The sequence below is a fragment of the Spirosoma humi genome (genome assembly GCF_054776575.1).
Genome location: NZ_BAAHBR010000003.1, coordinates 276,307 through 299,909 on the forward strand (window position 1 = coordinate 276,307; position 23,603 = coordinate 299,909).

The 23,603-nt window shown below is 51.4% G+C and carries 22 protein-coding genes; 11 read left to right on the plus strand and 11 right to left on the minus strand.

Features of this window, described 5'->3' with window-relative positions:
* Positions 1-132: 132 nt before the first annotated feature.
* The gene (locus tag ACYU8Y_RS04765; protein ID WP_460934731.1) at positions 133-1,371 is read left to right on the plus strand and encodes a hypothetical protein; all 1,239 of its coding nucleotides are present in this window, start codon (positions 133-135) and stop codon (positions 1,369-1,371) included.
* A gap of 533 nt (positions 1,372-1,904) precedes the next feature.
* Here the strand turns inward: ACYU8Y_RS04765 and ACYU8Y_RS04770 are convergent.
* The 5 genes from ACYU8Y_RS04770 to ACYU8Y_RS04790 all read right to left on the minus strand — a co-directional run bounded on the left by ACYU8Y_RS04770 (position 1,905) and on the right by ACYU8Y_RS04790 (position 9,825).
* On the minus strand, positions 1,905-4,301 hold the full coding sequence (locus tag ACYU8Y_RS04770) for a TonB-dependent receptor (protein ID WP_460934733.1): 2,397 nt from the start codon (positions 4,299-4,301) through the stop codon (positions 1,905-1,907).
* 23 nt (positions 4,302-4,324) lie between these two features.
* Positions 4,325-5,530, minus strand: a complete 1,206-nt coding sequence (locus tag ACYU8Y_RS04775; protein ID WP_460934735.1) for a DUF4249 domain-containing protein — start codon at positions 5,528-5,530, stop codon at positions 4,325-4,327.
* A 68-nt stretch (positions 5,531-5,598) separates the two neighbouring features.
* Positions 5,599-6,795 carry a beta-alanine-activating enzyme beta-propeller domain-containing protein gene (locus tag ACYU8Y_RS04780; protein ID WP_460934737.1) on the minus strand — a complete coding sequence of 399 codons (1,197 nt, stop codon included), beginning with the start codon at positions 6,793-6,795 and terminating at the stop codon, positions 5,599-5,601.
* A 51-nt stretch (positions 6,796-6,846) separates the two neighbouring features.
* Positions 6,847-7,854 carry a cation diffusion facilitator family transporter gene (locus tag ACYU8Y_RS04785; protein ID WP_460934738.1) on the minus strand — a complete coding sequence of 336 codons (1,008 nt, stop codon included), beginning with the start codon at positions 7,852-7,854 and terminating at the stop codon, positions 6,847-6,849.
* 150 nt (positions 7,855-8,004) lie between these two features.
* Complete coding sequence (locus tag ACYU8Y_RS04790) at positions 8,005-9,825, minus strand: M61 family metallopeptidase (RefSeq protein WP_460934740.1); 1,821 nt, start codon at positions 9,823-9,825, stop codon at positions 8,005-8,007.
* A 234-nt stretch (positions 9,826-10,059) separates the two neighbouring features.
* Here ACYU8Y_RS04790 and ACYU8Y_RS04795 point away from each other — a divergent pair, with 234 nt between their 5' ends.
* Together ACYU8Y_RS04795 and ACYU8Y_RS04800 are read left to right on the plus strand one after the other, a co-directional pair.
* Positions 10,060-10,608, plus strand: coding sequence for an NUDIX domain-containing protein (locus ACYU8Y_RS04795; protein ID WP_460934742.1), 549 nt, complete (start codon positions 10,060-10,062; stop codon positions 10,606-10,608).
* Positions 10,609-10,717: 109 nt separating this feature from the next.
* Positions 10,718-11,356, plus strand: a complete 639-nt coding sequence (locus ACYU8Y_RS04800) for a LysE family translocator (RefSeq protein WP_460934743.1) — start codon at positions 10,718-10,720, stop codon at positions 11,354-11,356.
* Positions 11,357-11,593: 237 nt separating this feature from the next.
* Here ACYU8Y_RS04800 and ACYU8Y_RS04805 read toward each other — a convergent pair whose 3' ends face one another.
* The 3 genes from ACYU8Y_RS04805 to ACYU8Y_RS04815 form a co-directional block, all read right to left on the minus strand.
* A complete protein-coding gene (locus tag ACYU8Y_RS04805) occupies positions 11,594-13,135 on the minus strand; it encodes a GH3 family acyl-acid amido synthetase (protein ID WP_460935193.1) in 1,542 nt (513 codons plus the stop codon).
* 103 nt (positions 13,136-13,238) lie between these two features.
* Positions 13,239-14,015 carry a 5'/3'-nucleotidase SurE gene (gene surE, locus ACYU8Y_RS04810; protein ID WP_460934745.1) on the minus strand — a complete coding sequence of 259 codons (777 nt, stop codon included), beginning with the start codon at positions 14,013-14,015 and terminating at the stop codon, positions 13,239-13,241.
* A 168-nt stretch (positions 14,016-14,183) separates the two neighbouring features.
* Positions 14,184-15,029 carry an AraC family transcriptional regulator gene (locus tag ACYU8Y_RS04815; RefSeq protein ID WP_460934747.1) on the minus strand — a complete coding sequence of 282 codons (846 nt, stop codon included), beginning with the start codon at positions 15,027-15,029 and terminating at the stop codon, positions 14,184-14,186.
* 163 nt (positions 15,030-15,192) lie between these two features.
* Between ACYU8Y_RS04815 and ACYU8Y_RS04820 the strand changes: the two genes are divergently transcribed.
* From ACYU8Y_RS04820 to ACYU8Y_RS04830, 3 genes are all read left to right on the plus strand, one after another.
* The gene (locus tag ACYU8Y_RS04820) at positions 15,193-16,179 is read left to right on the plus strand and encodes a phytanoyl-CoA dioxygenase family protein (RefSeq protein ID WP_460935195.1); all 987 of its coding nucleotides are present in this window, start codon (positions 15,193-15,195) and stop codon (positions 16,177-16,179) included.
* An 89-nt stretch (positions 16,180-16,268) separates the two neighbouring features.
* Positions 16,269-17,174: a LysR substrate-binding domain-containing protein gene (locus ACYU8Y_RS04825; protein ID WP_460934749.1), complete on the plus strand. Its 906-nt coding sequence runs from the start codon at positions 16,269-16,271 to the stop codon at positions 17,172-17,174.
* A gap of 65 nt (positions 17,175-17,239) precedes the next feature.
* A complete protein-coding gene (locus ACYU8Y_RS04830) occupies positions 17,240-18,439 on the plus strand; it encodes a threonine synthase (protein WP_460934750.1) in 1,200 nt (399 codons plus the stop codon).
* 18 nt (positions 18,440-18,457) lie between these two features.
* On the opposite strand, the gene trhO is transcribed toward ACYU8Y_RS04830, so the two are convergent.
* Positions 18,458-19,432, minus strand: a complete 975-nt coding sequence (trhO, locus tag ACYU8Y_RS04835) for an oxygen-dependent tRNA uridine(34) hydroxylase TrhO (protein ID WP_460934752.1) — start codon at positions 19,430-19,432, stop codon at positions 18,458-18,460.
* Between the two features lie 164 nt (positions 19,433-19,596).
* Here trhO and ACYU8Y_RS04840 point away from each other — a divergent pair, with 164 nt between their 5' ends.
* The 3 genes from ACYU8Y_RS04840 (at position 19,597) to ACYU8Y_RS04850 (ending at position 21,310) form a co-directional block, all read left to right on the plus strand.
* Positions 19,597-20,241 (plus strand): deoxynucleoside kinase, encoded by a 645-nt coding sequence (locus ACYU8Y_RS04840; protein WP_460934754.1) that lies wholly within the window; start codon positions 19,597-19,599, stop codon positions 20,239-20,241.
* Between the two features lie 101 nt (positions 20,242-20,342).
* Entirely contained in the window at positions 20,343-20,879 is a 537-nt protein-coding gene (locus tag ACYU8Y_RS04845) for a P-loop NTPase family protein (RefSeq protein WP_460934756.1), read from the plus strand.
* A gap of 251 nt (positions 20,880-21,130) precedes the next feature.
* On the plus strand, positions 21,131-21,310 hold the full coding sequence (locus ACYU8Y_RS04850) for a hypothetical protein (RefSeq protein ID WP_460934758.1): 180 nt from the start codon (positions 21,131-21,133) through the stop codon (positions 21,308-21,310).
* A 234-nt stretch (positions 21,311-21,544) separates the two neighbouring features.
* Here the strand turns inward: ACYU8Y_RS04850 and ACYU8Y_RS04855 are convergent, their stop codons facing one another.
* On the minus strand, positions 21,545-21,760 hold the full coding sequence (locus tag ACYU8Y_RS04855) for a hypothetical protein (RefSeq protein WP_460934760.1): 216 nt from the start codon (positions 21,758-21,760) through the stop codon (positions 21,545-21,547).
* Between the two features lie 111 nt (positions 21,761-21,871).
* Positions 21,872-22,189, minus strand: coding sequence for a hypothetical protein (locus ACYU8Y_RS04860; protein ID WP_460934762.1), 318 nt, complete (start codon positions 22,187-22,189; stop codon positions 21,872-21,874).
* Positions 22,190-22,567: 378 nt separating this feature from the next.
* Here ACYU8Y_RS04860 and ACYU8Y_RS04865 point away from each other — a divergent pair, with 378 nt between their 5' ends.
* Together ACYU8Y_RS04865 and ACYU8Y_RS04870 are read left to right on the plus strand one after the other, a co-directional pair.
* Positions 22,568-23,008, plus strand: a complete 441-nt coding sequence (locus ACYU8Y_RS04865) for a DinB family protein (RefSeq protein ID WP_460934764.1) — start codon at positions 22,568-22,570, stop codon at positions 23,006-23,008.
* Between the two features lie 146 nt (positions 23,009-23,154).
* On the plus strand, positions 23,155-23,541 hold the full coding sequence (locus ACYU8Y_RS04870) for a DUF7079 family protein (protein WP_460934766.1): 387 nt from the start codon (positions 23,155-23,157) through the stop codon (positions 23,539-23,541).
* Positions 23,542-23,603: the final 62 nt, after the last annotated feature.

Genomic DNA, 23,603 nt, shown 5'->3' on the forward strand with positions numbered 1-23,603 from the left:
GCGGCTAAAACTACTTGTATTCGTAAGTTTTATAATTAAATCAATAAAAAATTATACAAACATAATAATTAACTTTAAGTTAATGCTGCTAATCAATATTAATCTATATGTACACCAAATCTTTACTTTGCTATGAAAAATTTCATAACCTCCCTTGTGGCCGCTGGTTTGGCCCTGTGCGTAGCCGCTGGTAACTGCCTGGCTGACAACTACTATTGTTTGACCATCAATGGTAGTCATTATTATGATGGTCAGACCGTATACATAAACTGTGACCAGACCAATGTCGATGTTAGAACGGACCGAACACCCGTTGATAATTCGAGCCTACCAGGGGCTAAGTTCTGGGACGCATCTTCTGGTTACGCCATCAACTCTGTCTACGGGGCGCAAAGTGGCAGTGGTAGTGAAGCTTTTTTTCATATAACCCTCAGTACGAATGGGTCAGATGGATACGTCCATCTCCAACTATGGGAGGGGAATACGAACATTACGGTAAATATAAGCCGAAAACCACCCATTTCCTTTGTAACAACACCTAATTTATGCTCTTCCGGACAATCGGGTGCTATCTCGGCAGCCGTTAACTTTACGGGTCAACCAGCCATGAATATACAGTGGCAGACGACAGGGGGCATCTCCGTGAACGGGTCTTCATCGTATACCACTTACGGAAGTACCAACAGCCAGGTGAGTGCGCAACACAACTCGTTTGGTAGTATTAGTGCGTATGGCGTAATCCCAGGCTGCAACAACTTACAGACAAACACAATCACCCGGTATATAGGCACTCCTTCCGGTAGTGATATCACGTTTGCGGCTACGGGTGGTGGCGATAATGGCTCGTCATTCTGCGTAGGCAACACGCGTAACTATCAATCCAGTATACTGTTGCCTGCCTCCCAGTACAGCTATAACTGGTCCATTCCCACCGGCAGTAGTAACGTCAGTTATTTTTATTCTTATGACGTCAATGCGACCTTGACCGCTGGTTCGCAGGGTGGCTTTGTTCTTCAGATGAACGTCACCAACACCGCTTGTAACACGACGGGGGGAACATCCCGCACGTTTTTCATCAGTAACTGTAACGGGGGGTATTACAGCGTAACCCCTAATCCAACCAGTAATCTGGTTACAGCCAGCTTTGATCAGGATACAGACGAGCATTACCTGCCCAACACTCTTCAGGTAGTGAATGACGGCAATACTGTCGTTAAAGAGGTAAAGATAAAGGGGCAATATTCCGAGCATGCGTTAAAAAACGGACTCAAAGTTGATATTGACGTTCATGCGCTGCCCAGAGGTACTTACTACTTACGGGGTATTTATGGATCGAGTAAATCAGAAGCGGTTCGCATTGTTCTTCAATAACCAGGACTCTTCTTTCAAAGCCCGAAAGTGTACTGTACACAAAGCCAAGCTCGTCGTTGGCGACAACAGAAAGCAACTCATTGGCGTAGGCTGAACGAAGTACCGTTGGCTAAGACCTGTCAAGCCTCTTTTTTGCGATTGATGCCTCAAATAGTGGTTTAAACTGAATTCGCCACAGGCTTCTAATCAGCCAGAACACGTTGATCAAAAAACAGGCGTTTGACTCAGTTCTACTAAAAAGAAAAAACGGCCCCAATTCGCTGGAAAGGGCCGTTCTTTGCTGGTTTTTGAATACAACCTGAATTGAAAAAAAGCAATTTCGTCTGTTACCTCCGTAACAAGTGAAACAAAATTGGTAAATAAAAAGAATAAATACAACTATTCTGATAAAATTAGCATGGATTTCTTCTTAGCGGGAAAGCCGACTTGTGCGTAAAGATTTCTCGTTCGTCCTAGAACCCAGAACCAGTAGCAACAAGGCCTGAAACGTCTCTGCCGAATTTAAAAATCAGTCGAAATAACGTAGCAAAGCCTCATTTAAAAACGAAGTTGTAGGAGAGAGAGGCAAGGGGAGCGGCAAAAATCTGGAGCTTGTAAGCGTTGGTTTTGTTATTCTCGGTTTTGAAAAATACGGAATAGACATTCTTATGGCCGTACAGGTTATAAACGGTAAAGGCCCAGCGGCCTTCCCAACGCCGTTTTCGCATGCCTGGACTGTAAATGTTCCAGGCGAAATCCAGCCGGTGGTAGGCTGGTAATCGTTCATTGTTGCGTTCGCCATAATAGGGGTACTGAGCCCCTTCGATCGTAACGAAACCCGTTGGGGCCGAATAGGGCCGCCCTGTGCTGTAAGCAAACGTAAACCCAAAGCTATTGTGCCGGTCAACATCAATTGTCATGTTGGCATTGACCGTGTGAGGGCGATCATAACTGGCTTTGTACCAGTTACCGGCGTTTACATTTTGCTCAACAGAGGCACCTTCGTACACCTGGTTCAGCGTACGGGCATACGTATAATTCAGCCAACCGGTTAGCTCGCCTTTCTTCTTGGAAATCATGGTCTCGATGCCGTAGGCTCTGCTACGTCCCTGCAACAGTTGGGTTTCAGGAAAGGGTTGAAGTAAAAAATCAGCGCCCGGTCGGTAGTCGATAATGTGTTCTGTGATCCGCCAGTACCCTTCCAGCGTGAGTTCGTAAATATTCTCCTTGAAACTGAGGAAATAACCGGCGGTGAGCAACTGACTGATCTGTGGTTTTATGTTCGGGTCTGAGGTTTTCCAGCGCGAGGTGGGCAGGGGCGTCGTGGTGTTTGTGACAACCTGTAAATACTGGCGCATCAGGTTATATCCAAATTTGAGCGATGCGTTTGGGCTCAGCGTATAGCGAATGCCAATCCGGGGTTCCGGACCGCCGTACTGTTTGGCTAGCTGACCCGCGCCATACCGGATCGAATCGATCACCGAAAAGTCATCGCGGGTTTCGCCGGGCGCATACTGCCTGACCAGCGATGGGCCCAGCGATAAAAATTGGGAGTACCGAATGCCCAGCGAAATAGCCAGTCTATCGCTGAAACTTCGTTCATAATCGGCGTGGATAGCCAACTCCAGGGCATTCTCCGTTGGTGTGGTTACATAATTGACGCTTTCGCTCCGGCCAGGAAATAAGGTGCCCGGCTCAATGCGGTAATGAGTGCCACTAACGCCCAACTCGAGCTTTTGATTGGTCAGCTGGAAGTTCAGGTTCGATTTTAGCTGCCGCTGCAATACCGACGACCGCAAACTGACAACGTTGCCACTTAATTCAGGCGACAGGATTTTGGGCACATAGTGTACATAAATACCCGTCGTTTGCAGGTTCAATCGGGGCGATAACGTTCGGAACCAGCGTGCCATCACATTGACCGTTTGGTGGTCGTAGCGGGTAGCCGTTCCGTTCACATTGGGCAGGTTGGCCAGCAGATCGGTCTTGAATTCGTCTTTACTGCCGTACGCCGTCAGAGTTAGCGTATTGCTATTGTCGATGCGCCAAAATGCTTTCAGGACAGCATCTCCGAATCTGGCACGTATGTTCGCCAGTCGGTCCGATACAATCGGCAGGAGAAAGTCGTTGAAGGCCCCGCGCCCCGAAATAAGAAGGCCAACTTTTCCCTTTACAATCGGAATGTCGGCGGTGAGTTTGTTCGAAACCAGACTGACCCCGCCTGACAGGCTGAACTGGTTCAGGTCAGGATTTCGCAGGGACACGTCCAGCACGGAGGCCGCCCGCCCACCGAAGCGTGCCGGTACGTTTCCTTTATACAGATCAGCCGTGCTGATAACCTCGGACGGGAAAATAGAAAACAACCCAAACATGTGCGTTGGGTTGAAAATGGGCGTATCGTCCAGTAGAATCAGGTTTTGGTCGGTGGTGCCTCCCCGAATGTTGACACCATTGCTGGCCTCGCCAACACTCGACACCCCCGGAAGCATCTGCAAACCGCGTAACAAATCGACTTCGCCGAGGGCGGCCGGCAGCTTTCGTAAAGCATTCATGTTGATCTGGTTGACGCCCAGAATGGGTTGTCGAACCGTTTGGTCGAACCCCTTGGTCGTCACGACGACTTCTTCCAGCCGACTTTCAACCGAAATTAGATTCAACTGGATCGTTACGGGATCGCTGGAAAGGCGAACGGTTTTGCGTACGGGCGTAAAGCCAATCAATCGGGCCACGACGGTATGCTCACCAGCGGGCAGATCGATGGAAAAACGGCCTTGCTCGTTGGTGCTCGTACCCGTGAGCGCTTTGCGATAATCGACAACAATGGCTGCGCCGACCAGTGGTTTTCCCGTGGCCGAATCGCGAACGACTCCGTTCAGGTTAACCATCATCTGAGCCTGGAGAACCGGGCTGAAAAGCAGATAAATGCTTAATATAAGTAGGTATCGGCGCATCCGTTCAGCGAGTAGAGAGTTCGTTAGTCATTCCAGCCGGGTGGAAATTGATCGGTACGGGTGCGGCTGGATACGCAAAGCGCCGAAGCGACACTGCCGCCGTAGGTACTACTGCCGGGTAACGATGATTCCAGGCGTGGTGTACGACCGTTTATGGCATAAAACAACCCCTGAAACGTACCCGTCGTTACATCCTGACGTTTGATCTTGTGGCGAATTTCGGTTACGGCCGCGGCCGAGAAATAGCCGATCACATTCTCCGTCGGGTTGGCCAGGTTCTTGATATTCCCCGAAATGGGAGCGGGTGGTGAGTCGGCCAGCGTACCCGTATTTTGAACCTGATCCGTAAAGAGTTTATAATAGCGATAGGCATTGGGCGACAGCGAAAGCTGCTGGACCACAATCAGTGCCGGATTGCGCTGGTAAATAGGCACACTCGCCACTTTGTGGCCCGTTTGCAGTTGCCCATTGGTGTACGTATCGGCCGAAACGTCGATGTCTGTATTATAGAAAATATCCCAGCACAGCTCCCGGCAGGGGTAATCGAACTGGATAGACAGGCTCAAGGTAGTATCGCGTACACAGCCTAGAACATCAATCGGGCCGCTGCCCACGGGGCCAACGTCCAGGACAATGTAGCGACCCTGCTGGCAGGTAGCACACCAGAGTTGCTGTTCGTACAGCCGCCATCGCCAAAGGTAGAAATTGCGGGCATTGGCCGGGTCCTGAAAATCGATATACACGTCGTTGGCGGGCACATTTAACCCGTCGGCCGTTGTCTTTGGCCCCTGTGGGTTGAACTGATCGTACGCGTTCAGGATGGGCGAGACCGCCGACATCGTTTCGACGGATGATTCGTAGCTAATGCCTTCTTCGGTTCGAAAGCGCAGTTGATAAGTCGTGCCGACCTGGCCCCTAAAATCGTCGGGAAAACTGTACGTGCCGGGTTGACTTTCGAGCAGCGTAACGGGCGTTGTCCCGTTGACGAGAACCGTGACCGTGGCCCGCCGAATGGGTGTATTGATCGAGCCGCTATCAATTGTCGACCGGGAACGACTAAGGCTGATGGTCTGGGTTTCGTTCAGGTTCGTGATAATGCCGCTAACGACCAGCAAGTTGCTGTTCAACGGAGCACCGGGATCGTAGGAGTCGATGCAGCTGTGGAGCGACACCGCTACCAAAACGAGTCCACACCAGGGAAGGGTTTGTCGGAAAAAAGCCTTGAGCATACCAATTGAGGGCTACTATGCGGTTTCGTTGTCTAACTGGCGGGACGGGTCTGTGAGTCGTTGTAACGTCACTTGCTGCCCCCGCTAATGGTCGGGTACGTCCCGGTTATTCGATTCTTCTGGGCAATAACCGGGCTGGACACCACGATGCCCCCGGTTCGGAAACTCCAGCGTTTTCGGCCCGTAGCGGCATCCAGGGCATAAATACTCTGGTCATTACTGCCAACATAAACCACGCCGTTGGCCACCATTGGCGTCGTGTAGATATCGTAATTCGTGCTGAATGACCACACCTGTTTACCCGTGCTGGCATTTACGGCGTATACCGTATGATCCCGGCTTCCAATGTATACGATCCCATTAGCAATAACCGGGCTGGAATAGAGGATACCGTTGGTAGGAAAGGACCAGCGTTGTTGACCGGTAGTCGCGTCGAGGGCATAAAGACTCTGATCGGCACTGCCGACATACACAACCCCATTGGCAACCAGTGGACTGGAATCGACGGCTGCGCCGGTTTTGAACGTCCAGCGTAGCTTGCCCGTGGCGGCATCGAGCGCGTACAGCTTACCATCCTGACTACCCACGTAAACGATTCCATTCGCAACGATAGGGCTGGAGAGGATGTAGTATTCGGCACTGGATATCCAGCGCCGAAGGCCCGTGGCCGCATCCAGCGCGTAGATGCGGTTATCCTGCCCCCCAATGTAAACAAGCCCATTCGCGACAGTTGGACTGGAATAAAACCCGAACGTATTCGTAAACAGCCAGAGTAAGCTCCCGATAGTGGCATCAAGGGCATACACGTTGCCATCCTGACTGCCTACGTACACAATACCGTTGGCAATGGTCGGGCTCGAATACACGATCCCGCCGGTTTTGAACGCCCACCGTTTTTTGCCGGTATCGCCGTCAATGGCATACAGGTTGTAGTCGTTGCTACCGACATAGACCATCCCGTAGGCAATGGCCGGACTTGACTGAATAGACGTATCGGCGCTGAAAACCCAGCGGGGCTGCCCGGTTGTGGTGTCAAGCGCATAGAGGTTATTGTCGAAACTGGCTGCGTATACAACGGGGGCTGAGATCGTCGCTGACGATGGCGTTGTTACGGTGGCGGCAATGGGTGGGGTAACTGGCGGAGCTACGTTGAGTGTGGAAGCTGGCTTGCATCCTGACAGACAGGTGCTTATGAGGTAAATCCAGGAAAGGGCGATTCCTGAAAGCCGGGCAAACGCGAGTAAGGCAGGCTGATTGCTTCTCATGTAAGAGCAAAGACCTGGCCCGGAAAAATATACCGTAAATGACCAATAGAATTAAGCCCCCGGCAGGGTCAACGGGACAAAGTGCTTCTGATTGAGCGGCAGGTTATCCGGGGTCCAGTCTACATCGTTGAGGAAAGCGAACGCTCGAACGGGGCAATTCGCCACGCGACAGTAGTGACAGCATTCTTTCTCGCAGGGATCAGTATGCACAAAAATCTCGACTTCACCCCGAAAACCGTCTTTGAGCGTATCTTCAAAATGATGTACTTCCTCGTGTACCTGATTGAGTTTCCAGTAGTAGGGCAGTGTCAAATGGCAGTCGATGTGCAGGTCGGCGCCGTATTTCTGCACGCGCAGGTTGTGTACATCAATCCAGTTCCGGTCTTTGTGAACGTTTAATAGATTCACCACCCGGTGTAGGGTTGGCACATCCGCTTCGTCCATCAACCGCGCAACCGACTGGCGGGTGATCTGAAATCCATTGTAGATGATCACAAGGGCGAGGAATAGAGAAAGCGTACTGTCAATCCAGTGGTTGCCGGTATAGGCAACCAGCGCCACGCCGATCATCACCACGATACTGCTAAAGGTATCGGTGAGCAGGTGTTTACCATCGGCGGTCAGAGCCGCTGAGTCGGTTTGTTTTCCCGATCGGATGAGCATCCAGCCAACAAAGGCATTGGCCACGGCGGTTAGCCCGATCAGGGCAAATCCCCAATCCAGATTCGCGAGAACTTTGGGCTCGAAGAAGCTCAGTATCGCCTGCCAGATAATGACCAGACCCGCTGAAAGAATCATGGCCCCTTCGAACCCCGAGGATAGAAACTCGATTTTTCCGTGCCCATACGGGTGGTTCAGGTCGCGGGGCTGGCCGGAAAGATAGATACTATAAAACGCAAAGCCGCTGGCAATGACGTTCACGATGGACTCGACCGCATCGCTTAGAATAGCGGTTGAATAAGTGAGAAAATAAGCCGTGAATTTGAGTACCAGCAGCGCTATGCTCAGTCCCAGCGAGATGCCCATCCATCGGTATTTCGTTTGTTGACTGGCACTCATGAAGCTGTGGGACAGGATGTAGGTTTAACTGAAGTCGCCGGAGACGATTTGTAAACGGCAAAGGTAACAATTCGGCGGGGGAAAAGTGGTGTTCGTGGTAGCCGGTTTGGGGCCTTTTACCACGAACAAAGGACTAAGGAAAGCATTCGATTAGTTTACGGCTTTTGCTCCCAGCCAGTTAGCCCGGAACGTCTGCATGTCGGGCGTGAGGGATAGATCCGCTTTTTCGTAGGGCTCAACGGAGGTTGCCGGGTTTTCGGCCAGCGTAACGGCCGCCGTTTTTGCTTCTCCCCGGTGGGTATAGGTTAGCTGAATGACATCGCCGGGTTTGTGCTGCGCCAGAATTGCCTGAAGCGCTTCCGTTTTCGTAACAGCCTGTCCGTCAACGGCCGTCAGGACATCGTCAATATCTAGGCCAGCCTTGTATGCCGGTGTTTCCCGAATGGTGTTGGCCAGCACCGTCAGTCCGCCGTTGTTTTCGGCATACCGGATCGATCCCATCCAGGCTTTACCTGCCTGCGCTTTTTTGACGCTAAAACCAGCTTTGGCCAGTAGGGAAGCGTAATCGATAGGCTCATGGCCGTAGATGTATTTACCGAAGAAAGAACGGGCAAACTCGGGGGTTGTCAGGCGGGCCAGCTCGCTTTGCAAACCATCAACGGTATAGGGTTGCTCGGGCTTGCCGAACCGTTTCCAGACGGCCTGCATATACGTATCCAGCGACTGGTTGCGCTGGCGTAATTCGAGGTCCAGCGCCAGCGCAACCGCTGCGCCGTAGGTATAATAGGACGTAAACATGTTGCCGTAATTCGTTCGGTCGATGGCTACGCCGGCATCGACAAACACGGCATGGCAACTGGCGTCAATGGGCGAATAACGGGTAGCACCGGGCGTTTGCTGTTTAGTATACACGAGGCCAGCCAGCGTGTTCACATAGTCATCGATCGGCGTAAAACCAGCCCGGACGAGGAGCAGCTCGCCATAATATTGCGTGAAACCCTCGGCAAACCAGAGTTCATAACTCATGTTGCTCTTCTCGAAATTAAAGGGTTCCAGCGTTTTGGGGCGGATGCGTTCGACATTCCAGCAATGGAAAAATTCGTGCGCGAACACGCCCAGTACTTTCTCCGGTCCGGTGAACGCGATCGGGACGGCAATCATCGTGGAATTTCGATGTTCCATACCATCACCCCGAACGTAGGGATTCAGGCTCGCCAGAAAGGTATAATTGCCGTAATCATAGCTCGGGAATTCGCCATAAACCGCCTTCGCCTGATCCACAATTCGGGCAATTTTCTGAGAAAATCCGTTCGCGGTCGAATCGGCGACGGCGGCTTCCAGCGCCACCCGGAACGTGATTGGCTTGCCATCGGTATTGGTTCGCTGCCATTCCTTGACGGCCAGTTTACCGATCTTTACCGGCGAGTCCATGAAATACTGCAAACCGGGGGCAGTGAAGGTGTATCGATCCGTGGTGGAGACTAGCTGGGTCGCCACAACACCCATGTTGTCACCTGGCAGGGTAAATTTCACCGTAATCGGTCGTTGGTCGAACCCCTTGACCCACATAAACGTAGCGGGCATATTCAGGTGAATACTCTTCGGGTCGATGCCCATGTACGTGCCGTCGGGATAATTGCCGAAGAGTGTATAGCTCAGTCTGATGGTGCCTTTGTGGGTTGGTACGGTGTATACATCGCCCTCTGTCCGGACAACCGTCAGGGGCTGATTCTTTTCGTCGTACGCCCGCACATCATACACGTTCTTGCCGAACTCGTGGGTAGCGTACCGGCCTGGCGATGAGCGACTCATGCGAAAAATTGCCGTTTGTTTTGGCAATTGCGAAACGGTCAGGCTAATCTGGGCTTCGTGGTGAATGGCATTGGGGAAGGAGACGTCGTAGCGAATTGGCTGGGCAATGCCCGAACGAATAAGCAGCGGGGAAAGAAGAAGTAGAAAAAGGGATCTCATGTTGATAAACAGTAGGCTGAACGTGCAAATCTGGCCCAATTTAAGCGTAGCCCACGAGAATCGTATAATCTGATTGAGGGTGGATATTACCAAAAAGGCGTTGGGCCTTGTCGTCGCGTATGGGGGAAAGGTGATAACTTAGCGGCTTTATCGGGAAATGGCGCCGACAGTCAGACTCTGAATGAGTTTGCACAAAAGGCCGTACCCCACATTGAGAACCGTTTTAGCGTCTGTATGAATTCGACCGAAAATCCCTGGCAAACCCTCAATTCAGCCGTACCCTACGAGAATCCCTGGTTATCCATCCGGCACGAGGAGGTGATCACCCCCGCCGGTACACCCGGCATTTATGGGGTCGTCAGTTTTAAAAACAAGGCCGTTGGTGTGATACCGATTGATGCCGATGGCAACACCTACCTCGTTGGGCAATACCGGTATCCGTTGAATGAATATTCGTGGGAAATCCCCGAAGGCGGTTCTCCGCTCGGTACCGATCCGCTGGAGTCGGCCAGGCGGGAACTGAAGGAGGAAACGGGCCTGATGGCTCAGAAGTGGACGAAAGTGGCCCGCATCCATACGTCCAATTCGGCAACCGATGAGGAGGGGTTTCTGTATATCGCCGAGGAACTGACGCAGGGCGATCATGCGCCCGAAGAAACGGAAGACTTGCGCGTCTGGAAATTGCCCCTTGCCGAAGCCGTTGAGATGGCCATGACGAGCCGGATCACTGACTCGCTTAGCGTGAGTGGTCTGCTGATCGTTGCCCGGCTGCGTGGAATTTAAACTTAGTGAGTTGTCTGTGGTTTGTTAGTTGTCACTATGGTGCTCTACTGGGCTACCATAAGCTGGAATAGAAAACCACGAACAACAACCAACAAACGAAAATCTGCTTGTGTTTTTACCTATCCTTTTCGGTTTCCTGGTCGGGGTGGCGCTTTGCCTGACATTTGGAACGGTATTTTTTGCCTTAATCCAGAACAGTGTTGATAATGGGTTTCGCTCGGGAATGAAAATCGTTCTGGGCGTTATTACCGGCGATACGCTCTTCGTGCTGGCGGCCCTGCTGGGCACTGCGTTCATTCCCAAAGTGCAGGGTTTCGAGAACTTCATGGCCATTGTCGGGGTGCTGTTCCTGGTAGCCATGGGGCTGGTCAATATCCTGAAAGGAACCCCCCGGCTGGCGTATCCTAAAACGAGTTTTGGTAATTTCGTCTATTACTTCACCACCGGCTTCTTTCTGAACGCGCTCAACCCCGTCAACTTTGTATCGTGGGTCGCCATCGTGGCCTATATCCGGTCGCACCTGCATTATTCCGTCGGGCAGCAATACGGCTTTATGGCTGCCGCTCTAGTAGGCGTCTTCGTGACCGAATCGGCGCTGGCCTACTACGCTAACCGACTCAAACGGCTCTTTACGCCCCGTGTCGTGTTGATTTTCAACCGGACAACGGGCGTTGTTTTCCTGATCGGAGCCGCCAATATTGCCTACACCCGGTTGCTTGAGCCGCTATCGAAAGCGTTGGACTGGTGAGATTTTGAGTGAAGAATGAAGACGGGGCCGCCCGTGCTGTGAAAAGCTAAGAATATGAATTGTACCCAAACTATTAACTTCTTACTCGTTAAAGTGGTGTCAGTTTCTTAAAACTGACATGAGCGGTTTTTCAAAACCGCGTTAACCAGCTTAATTATACGGTTTTAAGAAACCTATCAAGTCAGTTTTAAGAAACTGACACCACACTTAACGTAAGAACGTCGGGATGATCACTCCTCATTTCGTCAAAAACGCTTCCCACTCCGCAATCATCCCTTTTTTCAGGACGCGGGGAAACTTATTCTGACCGCCCATTTTGCCGCGGGAAGCCATCCAGTCGTAGAAGGTTTTGGTCGGTAGTACCGTCACGCTAATGTCTTTCAGGGCGTGTCGGCGTTCAACGGCGTAATCATCGTTGAGTTCTTTGAGTTTGGCATCCAGTCGGTCGCGGAGTACGTTGGCGTCTACGGCGTCATTGGTGCCGATGTACCAGTGGTGAGCAAACAGGGTATCGTAGGTTACGCCCGCTACGGTGAATTCCCGGATGGAGATGCCCAGCTCGTCGGAAACCATTTCGATGGCCTTGTTCATGTTATCGACCGATAAGTGCTCACCGCATAAGCTCAGGAAGTGCTTGGTACGGCCGGTAATGACAATTTCAGCCCGGCTTTTATTGACAAACCGAATGGTGTCGCCAATCAGGTAGCGCCACGCGCCAGAGCAGGTCGAAATCAGGAGGGCGTATTCTTTGCCCTCTTCCACGTCGTCGATCATCAGGGTTTCGGGGGTTTCGACCAGCTCGCCATCGGCCGAAAAATTCTGCTCATTGAAAGGAATGAACTCAAAAAAGAGGCCATTGTTGAGCACCAGCTGCATACCCTCCGCATCGGGGTGGGTCTGGTACGCGATGAAGCCTTCCGAAGCCAGATACGTTTCAATATAGGTGATCGGATGGGCCAGCAGCTTTTCAAAGCCCTGCCGATACGGTTCGAAGGAAACGCCCCCGTGGCAGAACACCATCAGGTTTGGCCAGATGTCGTGGATGGTGTTGACTTTGTAGCGGGCAATGATTTTCTCCATCAGCAACTGGATCCAGGCCGGAACGCCCACCACGTAGCCGATGTCCCAGCCCGCAGCCTGTTCCGTTATTTCGTCCAGTTTGTGCGCCCAGTCGCGCTCCTGCGCAATGTCGCGGCCGGGTTTATAGAATCGCTCAAACCAGAGGGGGATTTTGCTGGCGGTAATGCCACTCAGGTCGCCTTCGTAATGGCCTTCCCGAACGCTCAGGTCAGTGCTACCGCCCAGCATCAGGCAGCCTTTCTCGTACAGCGTGGAGGGGAGGTTCTGGTATTTTCCGAGGGTCAGAATCTGCCGGATGCTGGTCCGCTGAATGGCTTTCGACATCGCTTTGGTAACCGGAATGTACTTCGTCGCGGCTTCTGAGGTACCCGAGCTGAGGGCAAAGTATTTCACTTTTCCGGGCCAGGTCACGTTGGGTTCGCCCGCCAGCGTTTTCTTCCACCACGAATCGAACATCTTGTTGTAATCGTGGATGGGCACATTCTGCTTGTATTTCTGATAGAATTCCCGTTCGGTGCCGAATTCGGCCGCCCGGAGTAAGTCATCAAAGTGATAGGCTTCACCAAAAGCGGTAAACTGCGCTTTGCGGATTAGCTTACGGAAGACTTTGCGCTGCTGACGAAGGGCGTTGAACTTCCGCAGTCGGACGACATTCGATAATCGAATCCCGTTTTTGAGCATACTACCTAATAAAGCCATGTTTGTCGATGCGTAAAGCATGATGTGTTAAGAATGAGGAATAAAACACGCCAGATAGCAGTCCCTTTTTCCTCATTCTTCACGCATCATGCTTCATTAAAATTTACAGTTTCCATTCAGTCAGTTTGTCCATCATCGTATACGCTGTCAGGTCATACTTACAAGGGACGATGGACGTATAATTTTGTGACAGGGCGTACTCGTCCGTGTCTTCGGCGTGAGTGTCGAAGTTGACAAAATCACCGGCCAGCCAGAAATACCGGCGGCCGTGCGGGTCGCGTCGCTCATCGAAAACCTCCTGCCATTTGGCGTTGGCCTGCCGACAGATGCGAATGCCTTTCAACGGCTCGGCGCCACGGATCGGGAAGTTTACGTTCAGGGCCGTACCGCGCTCCACACCCCGTTCCAGCACGTTTCGGGCAATGGTAAGAATGTGTTCGTGCGTATGGGAGAAATCAGGTTGGCGGGTAAAGTCGCCCAGGGAGAAACCAATTGCCGGAATGCCTTCAATCGCGGCTTCAATCGCTGCCGACATCGTGCCTGAGTACAAAACACTGATGGATGAATTGCTGCCGTGGTTAATACCGCTGACAACCAGGTCGGGAGCCCGGTCTTTCAGTACGTGATTCTTTGCCAGTTTAACACAATCGGCGGGCGTGCCGGAACACTCGTAGGCGGGTACATCGCCAAAAATATCGGATGGATACAGTCGTATGGGATTCGCAATGGTGATCGCGTGGCCCATACCCGATTGGGGGCTATTCGGGGCGACGACCACCACCGAACCGATTTGCTTCATTAAGTCAACGAGCGTGCGGATGCCGTGGGCGGTAATGCCGTCGTCGTTCGTAATAAGAATCAATGGTTTTTGTTCGGACATAAAAACTGGGTTGTCATGTGTCAATCGCCCATACCGGGTACTGGTCAGTAGCTTACGCGCGTTCACCGCTTTCCGGCCATTAGCGACTGACTTTTGCAGCCGCTAAACTACACAAATACGGCATAAAGATGGACGAAACTTAATCGCAGAGCCATGTTGACAGGGCCGTTAAGGCTGATGCCGTTTTTTGAACTGGAGCGGATTCTCACCCGTGACCCGCCGGAAAATCTTGTTGAAGTACGACAGGCTGTCGAAGCCGCACGCGAAGCAAGCCTCCGAAACCGTGTTATTCAACAGTAACAGTTTCTGGGCCTGATTGATCCGGTATTGATTCAAAAACTGCGTAAACGTAAGGCGGGTCATCCGTTTGAAATACCGGCAGAAAGCAGCCTCCGTTAAGTTAGCTATGGCGGCCACTTCGGGTATGGCCAGATGGCGGGTATAGTGTTCGGCAATAAACTGATTTACCCGTTTGAGTCGCTGCTGCTCTTTTAGATTATAAGCGCTCGCAACGGCTTCTCCCTGCAAAGGGGTGCATTCGGTGCTGGTCGCCAGGAGCTGAAAAATCGTCAGGAGGAGCAGTAACCGTTCAAAAGGAGGGAGGCTGGCCAGTTGATTCAGGCGTTCGCCAACGATTTGTTTCGTGTGTCCATAAAAGGAAATGCCCGACCGGGCGCGTTCGAATAAGTTTGTAATGGCCGCAAACTCGGGAGCCTGCCACAACACCTCGCCCAGAAAGTTTTCCTTCAGCTGCACAACTACCTTGCTGTGATCGGTTTTAACCCCGTAATCGAAGTTGAGGTGTGGGATGTTGGGGCCAATAAAGACCAGATCGCTCCCCTCGTAACGCGAAATATGATCTCCAACATGCCGAGTGCCATTGGCGCCCTCGATGTAAACGATTTCGTATTCAGGGTGGTAGTGCCACAAAAAAACATCACTCAGATGGGGAGTGAGCAACATGTGAAACGAACTATCGGTATCGGGGCTGATTTGCTCAAGAGTGATCTTCATAAATCAGACAATTTTGCTGCTAAATGACATAAACGACGGGCAGAGACAGACCAAAGAGCAATATAGTGCAAAAACTGGCCAGTATCGTCTTAACATGTCTCTTCCTGGATAGACTAATTTTGATTCAACAAAAACACCTTAACATCCTATTAACATGGAAACGATGCAGCCTACAGGTACGCCTGCCGCAATGGCTCCGGCAGGAATTCCTGCTAATGCACACAAAGACATTCCCGGAAATCCGTCGACAGCCACGACCAGCAAACTCAAGCTCAATGATCGTCCCAATGGGGAGCCTCTGCGCGTATTATCCGAAGAAGACTGGGCGTTCTGGAAAGAAAATGGGTATATCGTTATCAAACAGGCGGTGCCCAAGGAAAATGCTGACCGACTGGCCCGATTTATCTGGGAATTTGAGGAGAAAGACCCCAACGACCCCACTACCTGGTATGCCCCGCCCCGTGCCGAAATGAAGATGAAGGAACTCACCAATAGCGGCATGGTCGAACTGTATAACCACCAGTACGAGTGGGACAATCGGCAATATCCACGCGTGTACGATGCCTTTGTCGATATCTGGGGTACCGAAAAACTATGGGTGACCATCGACCGCGCCAACCTGAATGTACCCGTTCGGCCGGGGCATGAGTTCAAGGGGTTTATTCACTGGGACTACGATCCCGAAACCCGCCCACAAAACGTGCAGGGGGTACTGGCGCTGGCCGATCAGACCGACGAGAATATGGGCGGTTTCCAATGCCTGCCCGAACTCTACCGCACGTACGACACCTGGAAACTAACCCAACCCGCCGACCGCGACCACTTTAAACCCGACACCACCGGATTTGCGTTTGTGAAAGTAAAAATGGAAGCGGGCGACCTCCTGATTTTTAACAGCACGCAACCCCACGGCATACGTCCCAATTTGTCGACGGATAAGGTGCGTATTGCCCAGTATATTTCCATGATGCCCGCCGAGGAGGACAATGAAGCCCTGCGGCAGTGGCGTATTATGTCCTGGCGCGAGCGGCAGGCTCCCGAAGGGTACGCCTTTCCCGGCGACCCCCGCAATTGGGAAAAGGAGCGTGAGCAAACCGCTGAACTCTCATCGCTGGGCCGGAAGTTGCTGGGTTTAGATAACTGGGCGTAAGCTTTCCTCGCGAAGAACCAGCGGGTAGTTCTGGCAGCACAAATGGGGTATCTTTGACGTTGTGACGCAACCGAAACGATATCCCGCTTATGCTTTCATCCCGCCACCTGGTCTTTATGGAAGTGGCTCGTTTATTAAGCTTTACCAAAGCCAGCCAAACCTTGTTTCTGAGCCAGTCGGCGATTAGTAAGCACATAAAGGCCCTGGAGTATTTTTACAAAACCGGCCTGTTCGAGCGACACGGAAACCACATCAGCCTGACTAAAGCCGGGCAGGCCTTATACACTAAGTTGCTGGAAGCGGGCCAGTTACAGGAGGAGCTGCACCAGGAGCTTCAACAGATCAACGAGACGTTTCTGCCCTTGACAAAGCTGGCCATCGGGGCCAGTACAACCATCAGTCTATACGTCCTGCCATCGGCGCTGTCTGCTTATCTTCGGCAACACGAACACATTCAGGTCGATGTGCTTAACCGCAATTCCGACACCATCCAGAACGCGTTGCTGGCCCACGAAATCGATGTCGGTATTGTGGAAGGGCTGACGCGGATAAACACCGTAACCTACACGCCCTTTATGACCGACGATGTGCTGGCTGTCTGCTCGGCCAGAAGTCCGTTGCGGGGGCGAACCCTTACCGTTGCCGATTTGCCCACTATTCCGATGGCCCTGCGGGAAAATGGGTCGGGCACGCTGGCCATCATTGAGAACGAACTGAGCAACAAAGGCATATCCCTGTCGTCTTTGCGCGTTTTGATTCGCCTGGGCGGGACGGAAGCACTCAAAAACTTCGCGCTGGCGGATACCTGTCTGGCTTTCCTGCCGAAGCGTGCGATTAGCAAGGAACTGGCACTGGGCGAACTGGTCGTGCTTCCTATTCAGGATTTCGTGCTTCAGCGAACGTTCTATTTCATCCAGCGGAAAGGAACCGAAGGCAATCGATTGGTCAATACATTCATTCAGTTTTTGAAACACCATTATTCCGGCAGGGAATAACTCATACCAAAACGGTATTTGCTTCGTGCGTTGTTAACCGGGACTTTTCGGGAAATTTTACAACCATGATCAGTACCTCCACTTCATCGCTATTCACCGATTTGCGCTGTTCGCAGTGTGGATCGACGCACAATGCATTCGTTCGCCAAACCTTATCCAGCTGCTGTCAGGCCCCGCTCCTGGCTGCGTATGAACTTAATACGGAGGGGCCGCAGAAAGCCGATCTGCAGACGCGTACCAAATCGCTCTGGCGCTATGAAGAACTACTGCCTGTAATCCAGTCCGGCAATCAGGTAACGTTAGGGGAGGGCTTCACGCCCTTGCTGGCTCTTGGTCGCCTGGCCGATACGGTTGGGTTCAGCCACCTAAGCCTGAAAGACGAAGGACTCAATCCGACCGGATCGTTTAAAGCACGGGGCTTGTGCATGGCCATCTCGAAAGCAAAAGAAAATGGGGAGCAGGCCTGTATTATCCCGACAGCCGGGAATGCCGGGGTGGCCATGGCGGCCTACTGTGCCCGCGCCGGACTCGAAGCCGTAGTAGTCATGCCGCGCCATACGCCCGATGCCTTCAAAGAAGAGTGTATCGGCTACAACGCCAACCTGATCCAGATCGATGGTCTCATCAACGACTGTGCGGCCAAAGTGCACGAACTAAATCAAGATGGACGCTACTTCGACGTGTCGACCCTGAAAGAACCGTACCGGCTGGAGGGCAAGAAAACAATGGGTTACGAAATTGCTGAGCAATTGAACTGGACCTTACCGGATGTAATCATGTACCCAACGGGTGGCGGAACGGGGTTGATTGGTATCTGGAAAGCGTTTCACGAAATGAAAGCGCTGGGCTGGCTGCCAAAGGAGCAGCGGCTCCCGCGCATGGTAGCCGTACAGGCCGAAAACTGCGCCCCCGTTGTGGATACGTACTTCGGCAAACAGGCCAACAGCAAACAATACATCGGCAAACCGACCCTTGCCAACGGCTTGGCCGTACCCAGGCCCATTGGCGAACCGCTCATGCTGCATGTGCTTCGTGAGTCGGGTGGGACCGCCATTGCCGTTTCCGAAGAGGCCATGCTGGAGGGCGTTCGTGACCTGTGCCGTTACGAGGGCATTTTTGCGGCTCCCGAAGGCGGAGCCATCTGGGCGGCCACAAAAAAACTACTGCACCAGGGCTGGCTACAGCCCAACGAGCACGTTGTGCTGCTCAACACCGGCTCGGGCCAGAAGTACCTGGACAATGTAAAGGGCAAATGGCACGGTTGACGGGTCTATCATCGACCACTACACTCCGCCCAGACTTACCCCCACGCGCTGACCCTGGCGGCTTTTGTAGCCCTGAACGGGCGAGTAACTTTGGGTCTGTTTGCCATAGTAACCGGTTCCGTCGTAGGCGCGAAGATTTGGGTCTTCTTTACAGGCATCGGTGCAGGTACCGCCATGCTCCGCACCGCAGTTTTCGCAGAGGGTTACGTGGTTGTTGCAGACTGGACTGGCGCAGTTGATCATTCGGCTGGTGGGTGTGCCGCAGCGGTAGCATACCGATACCGTTACGGGGTTTATGTGATTGACGGGCACGGTTACACGGTTGTCGAACACATAACACTCCCCGTCGAAATCTTCGCCACCCGTTTCCAGACCATACCGGATGATGCCGCCATGCAACTGATAGACGTTCTCAAAACCCTGAGCCAGTAGGTAAGCCGACGCTTTTTCGCATTTGATGCCGCCTGTACAATAGGTGATAATTTTCTTGTCTCTCAGGTGATCGAGTTCGTGAATGTGGTCGGGAAGTTCGCGCAGGTTTTCCATGTCGAAGGTGATGGCCCCCTTGAATTTACCGACTTCATGCTCATAATTCGACCGCATATCGACCAGCACGACATCAGGATCGTTTTTAAGCTGCCGGAATTCGTCCGGTTCCAGATGAATCCCCGTTTGCCGAAGCGGATCAACGGGCAGGTCGGAGTGAACGATTTCGGCTTTTACCCGAACGTGCAGTTTTTGAAACGTATGCCCGTCACTTTCGTCGATCTTGAAGGCAATACCGGCAAAGCGCGGATCGGCCCGGAGCGTGTCCATGTACGCTTCGCAGTCGGCGGTCAGGCCAGACACCGTACCGTTTAGTCCTTCGGGTGCTACAATCACGCGCCCAAGCAGATTCAAGTTGAGGCACAGCAGATGATGCTCTTCCCGATAGTGCTCTGGGTTTTCGATGGGCGAATAAATATAATAGAGCAGGACGCGGTATGGTTTCATAGGTACAGTACAGGCAAAAGACCGGGCTGCCGGAGCAGCAAAAATGAAAAAAGGAGACTCAATCGTTTTCTATTACAAAATTAAACCCAATTTGCGAAAGTTCATTCGTTGCCGATCGGAAGAGAGAAATCCCTTTTGTCCGGTCGTTTTCTTTCTTCGTTCGTATGCATATTGCCATTACAGGAAATATTGGGGCCGGTAAAACAACCCTGGCCGAGCAGTTGGCCGCCCATTATGGTTGGGAAGTTTTATACGAAGCGGTTGAGGGGAATCCCTATCTGGCTGATTTTTATAGTGATATGCCGCGCTGGGCCTTCAACCTGCAGGTGTATTTTCTGAACAGTCGATTTGCGCAGGTAAAACGAATCATCGACATTCATCAGGCAAATCAAACCAGACAGGAGCAGCCGCATACGGTCGTGCAGGACCGGACGATCTACGAAGATGCCGCCATTTTTGCCCGTAATTTGTACCAGAGCGGGGATATGCTGGCACGTGACTTTACAACCTATCAGGCGTTGTTCGCCAACATGACGAGCCTTATCCGTCCCCCCGATCTGATGATTTACCTCCGGGCCAGTCTGCCGAAACTCCGTCAGCAAATTCAGAAGCGGGGCCGGTCGTATGAGCAAGCCATCAGTGACGATTACCTGAATAACCTGAATCAGTTATACGAAGAATTTGTCGCTTCTTACCAGTTAGGACCGTTGCTTATTGTCGACGTAGATGGCATCGACTTTGCGAAAAACTCAGCTGATTTTACCCACATTCTACGACAGATCGACGTGCAGTTAAGCAAAGAAGTGTAGCGATGTTTTAGCCAAGCCCGCCACTTTGCCCGACTTGTTGATTACAAATGTGTTTGCCAGCGTTGATGCCTGTCTATTCTATTCTCGATAAAAGTTGATTCATGATCTCACTCTCCGATCTTGGAAAACGCATCTGCATTTTAGGGCCATCGAACAGCGGCAAATCTACCCTTGCCAATGCCATCGGTCGAAAATGTAGTTTGGACGTCATTCATCTCGACCAACTCCATCATTTGCCAAATACAGATTGGCAGGTGCGTCCATCCGACGAATTTATCGCCTTACACAATGCCGCCATTGCTGGCGATCAATGGGTGATAGAGGGCAATTACTCCATTTGCATGGGCCCGCGTTTTGAGCGCGCTACCGGGCTGATTCTACTGGATGTTTCCACCTTAACGAGTTTATGGCGATACGTCAACAGAACCCTCTTTGAGTTGAGCCGATATGGAGGACTGGAAGGGAGTCAGGATAGCCTCAAGTGGATCATGATTCATCACATTATTGCCGGAACTCCGAAAAATAGAATTCGGTATGAGCGGATGTTTCAGGCGCTTACTTTACCTAAAATCCGACTGTCGTCGGTGCGCGAAATCAACCGCTTCTATAAACGTTGGGAGTTACAGCCGCACTCATGAACGATTTTTGCCTTCTATGCATGGCTTTACCGAAGACTAAATAAACTCATACAGTTTGACTGGCTTTCAAAAAAAAGCCGCCCTCAACTATTGGGGCGACCTGTGGTGTGGAGCGCGGAAAAGAAGTATATACGATAGGTGGAGCAAATTGGATTCCCTTTTCGCATTCTTCCTCATGAAAGGCATTTTCCTGTTCGGTTGCTTAAAGGTCATACCTTTACGTACTGAAGCATCTCTGTAATGCACGTGTAATGGATACAAAACCTCCTTTTTATCGACGCCCCGTCGTGCTGGCCATTTTTACGGCCGTTCTGGTTGTTGGCGCGTTTGCGCTGGCGAAATTTCACCTGATCTCATTCGTGACGCAGGGAGTCCTGACGGCGGTGGCCGTTGGCATTCAAATCGCACTCTACCGGCAGAAAAAAGAATAAAACGCAGTGGAACCTTGGGTACGGTCCATCCGCCGAATTGATGGTATACCCGAACGTTACCATATGATGGTTTGTGCGTCTTAAGTACAGCTTTTACAGCTGACTTAACCCATTGATGGTTTGAACCCGGCTACGATACCGTAGACCGGGTTTTTTTATCGCTTTTCGTATGGGTTGGTCTACGCTTTCTGGTGTAGCTCGTGGCCCATAGATCAATAGCCTACAGGAAGCGACTTACCCCAGGAGTTCTTCGATTCCTTTATAAAGTTCCAGCGCGTCGAGAACATGAATTTCCTGGCGTTTGGCTAACCAAAGTACCGTATCCACAATTCTGTACGCATCGTCATACTGACGAACTAACTGCCATACCATATACGCATCCGTATAGTCCTGACCCGTGTCGCTGGCAATCGTAGAAAGAAGGCCAATATTGGCCCGGATTGGATTCATCGCATGATAGGAAAAAGAAGGGAAAGCCGGTTTCTAAGCCATAATTTCACCAAACACCAACGTTCCGAAGAGCAGAGGAATCGAAGGAAGTATATGAGTACGTGGGCCTGACTACTCATTAAATAGAACCGATAGCTGGTTCACATGCCTGAAAACCAGACGTAACCGTCGCCGGCCAACGAGGAGCCAACGGCCCGCCAGGGGCACCTCGTCGGCAGCCGCGTCTAGTCGGCGGATATCATCCAGAAAATCCGAATCAATAGAATAGGTTCGGCGAATGCGAATAAAGTCCGAATACTGGTCCAGACAGTTCGAGAGGATTCGTGTGAGGGGTAACTTCTTGTCGGTCAGCAAGTGACAATATGTATAATTGCCCTGGCCAGATAAATACGTGACAGTGTCAGCAGTGGAGTAGAGTACTCGTTTCATGCAGTAAATAGGAGAGGAAGTAACTTATTGCCTTGCGAAAAGTACCGAATAGTTACAATATTATTTGCCCAATTGATAAATTATATTGGTGGGCATAACCAAACAAAGGGGGAAAATTCCCGACTAGTCATAAGTAAGGTTGCTCACATGGAGGAGCGTTTTACTGAAAGGTCAGAAAGACGTTGACGAACTGCCATAGCCAGTATTTCCGTTGCAGCCCACGATAGGTCGTATTCGTACTTTGGGTTAACTCAACAGTTCAGTAAACCTGGGCCAGCTTATGGGGGAGGGGCTTTCAGTGTTACTCCCAAAAGAACTTGACCCAAATAGCTTATATTGTGCCGGTGTCCGCCAGATAGCTATCTTGTCTAATCACTTATGAATGCCCTCGACAAACTTGAGCACTATATTGACCAAGTCCCCCGGCAGTTGCAGGCCTTCTCTGAAGAGCAATTAACGCAACATCTGCCTGGAAAGTGGTCGCGAAAACAGGTTTTAGGCCATTTGATTGATTCCGCACTGCACAACCTGAAGCGGTTTACCGAAGCTCAATTTGCTGAAGGGCTGTACCAGGTGCAAGGCTATAACCAAGATCAATTCGTGATTGCTAATACGTATCAAACCCTTCCGTTAGACCATTTACTGGGGTTATGGAGTAGCCTCAATCGCCAGATTGTCTATGTGGCTAAGGCCATGTCCATTCCGGTTCGCAACCAACCCATTCGAGTTGGCGCAGATGACGCCCCCACTCAAACGTTGGCCTGGTTACTTGACGATTACATCCTACACATGGAACATCATTTAAGAACGTTAACGTAGACTCGCCCCAGTATCGTTAAGTTGGTTACTGGTCCTTACGACAGCACCCTTGGTAGATTATAACTGGGAAGCGTGTTCTAAACCTTGAACCTTGCTTCGTTGGGACTCAACGTATGGGCGAAAACCCCCAGTAATGACGCATATTTATGACGAGTATTTCAGTAAACATCTTTATGGAGGATTTCACCAGTGAACGTCGTCGGCTCGTCTGGTTAGCCCTATCGGACCTCTACGCAGACAATGAATTGCAAGCTTCTGATTTGGCTTATATCCGGCGTGTATTTGTCCAAAGTGATTACTCGCAAGCTGAGATTAAACGAATCAATTACCACGAAGTGGCCCCCGTGCTGCTCAACAATTTATGGCGTGTAGCCGGCGTTTGGCAAGGTTACGATAAGGAATGGGTCATTGATCAGATCACCGACCGATTGAATCGCCCTCGTGCGAATCAGTCCTGGGGCCTTATCTGGTGGTTATGGTGTCGGCAGGTAGACTATTACACGAAGCCCTATTTTGATGTTATTTTTGGTTAAACAACATGATTCGTATGATACGAATGACGTTTGACAGAAATTGAGATCAATGCCTCAGGAAA

Coding starts and splice junctions, on each gene's coding strand:
- ACYU8Y_RS04765 (WP_460934731.1), top strand. CDS start 133: ATGAAAAATTTCATAACCTCCCTTGTGGCCGCTGGTTTGGCCCTGTGC.
- ACYU8Y_RS04770 (WP_460934733.1), bottom strand. CDS start 4,301: ATGCGCCGATACCTACTTATATTAAGCATTTATCTGCTTTTCAGCCCG.
- ACYU8Y_RS04775 (WP_460934735.1), bottom strand. CDS start 5,530: ATGCTCAAGGCTTTTTTCCGACAAACCCTTCCCTGGTGTGGACTCGTT.
- ACYU8Y_RS04780 (WP_460934737.1), bottom strand. CDS start 6,795: ATGAGAAGCAATCAGCCTGCCTTACTCGCGTTTGCCCGGCTTTCAGGA.
- ACYU8Y_RS04785 (WP_460934738.1), bottom strand. CDS start 7,854: ATGAGTGCCAGTCAACAAACGAAATACCGATGGATGGGCATCTCGCTG.
- ACYU8Y_RS04790 (WP_460934740.1), bottom strand. CDS start 9,825: ATGAGATCCCTTTTTCTACTTCTTCTTTCCCCGCTGCTTATTCGTTCG.
- ACYU8Y_RS04795 (WP_460934742.1), top strand. CDS start 10,060: ATGAATTCGACCGAAAATCCCTGGCAAACCCTCAATTCAGCCGTACCC.
- ACYU8Y_RS04805 (WP_460935193.1), bottom strand. CDS start 13,135: ATGGCTTTATTAGGTAGTATGCTCAAAAACGGGATTCGATTATCGAAT.
- surE (WP_460934745.1), bottom strand. CDS start 14,015: ATGTCCGAACAAAAACCATTGATTCTTATTACGAACGACGACGGCATT.
- ACYU8Y_RS04815 (WP_460934747.1), bottom strand. CDS start 15,029: ATGAAGATCACTCTTGAGCAAATCAGCCCCGATACCGATAGTTCGTTT.
- ACYU8Y_RS04820 (WP_460935195.1), top strand. CDS start 15,193: ATGCAGCCTACAGGTACGCCTGCCGCAATGGCTCCGGCAGGAATTCCT.
- ACYU8Y_RS04825 (WP_460934749.1), top strand. CDS start 16,269: ATGCTTTCATCCCGCCACCTGGTCTTTATGGAAGTGGCTCGTTTATTA.
- ACYU8Y_RS04830 (WP_460934750.1), top strand. CDS start 17,240: ATGATCAGTACCTCCACTTCATCGCTATTCACCGATTTGCGCTGTTCG.
- trhO (WP_460934752.1), bottom strand. CDS start 19,432: ATGAAACCATACCGCGTCCTGCTCTATTATATTTATTCGCCCATCGAA.
- ACYU8Y_RS04840 (WP_460934754.1), top strand. CDS start 19,597: ATGCATATTGCCATTACAGGAAATATTGGGGCCGGTAAAACAACCCTG.
- ACYU8Y_RS04845 (WP_460934756.1), top strand. CDS start 20,343: ATGATCTCACTCTCCGATCTTGGAAAACGCATCTGCATTTTAGGGCCA.
- ACYU8Y_RS04850 (WP_460934758.1), top strand. CDS start 21,131: ATGGATACAAAACCTCCTTTTTATCGACGCCCCGTCGTGCTGGCCATT.
- ACYU8Y_RS04855 (WP_460934760.1), bottom strand. CDS start 21,760: ATGAATCCAATCCGGGCCAATATTGGCCTTCTTTCTACGATTGCCAGC.
- ACYU8Y_RS04860 (WP_460934762.1), bottom strand. CDS start 22,189: ATGAAACGAGTACTCTACTCCACTGCTGACACTGTCACGTATTTATCT.
- ACYU8Y_RS04865 (WP_460934764.1), top strand. CDS start 22,568: ATGAATGCCCTCGACAAACTTGAGCACTATATTGACCAAGTCCCCCGG.
- ACYU8Y_RS04870 (WP_460934766.1), top strand. CDS start 23,155: ATGACGAGTATTTCAGTAAACATCTTTATGGAGGATTTCACCAGTGAA.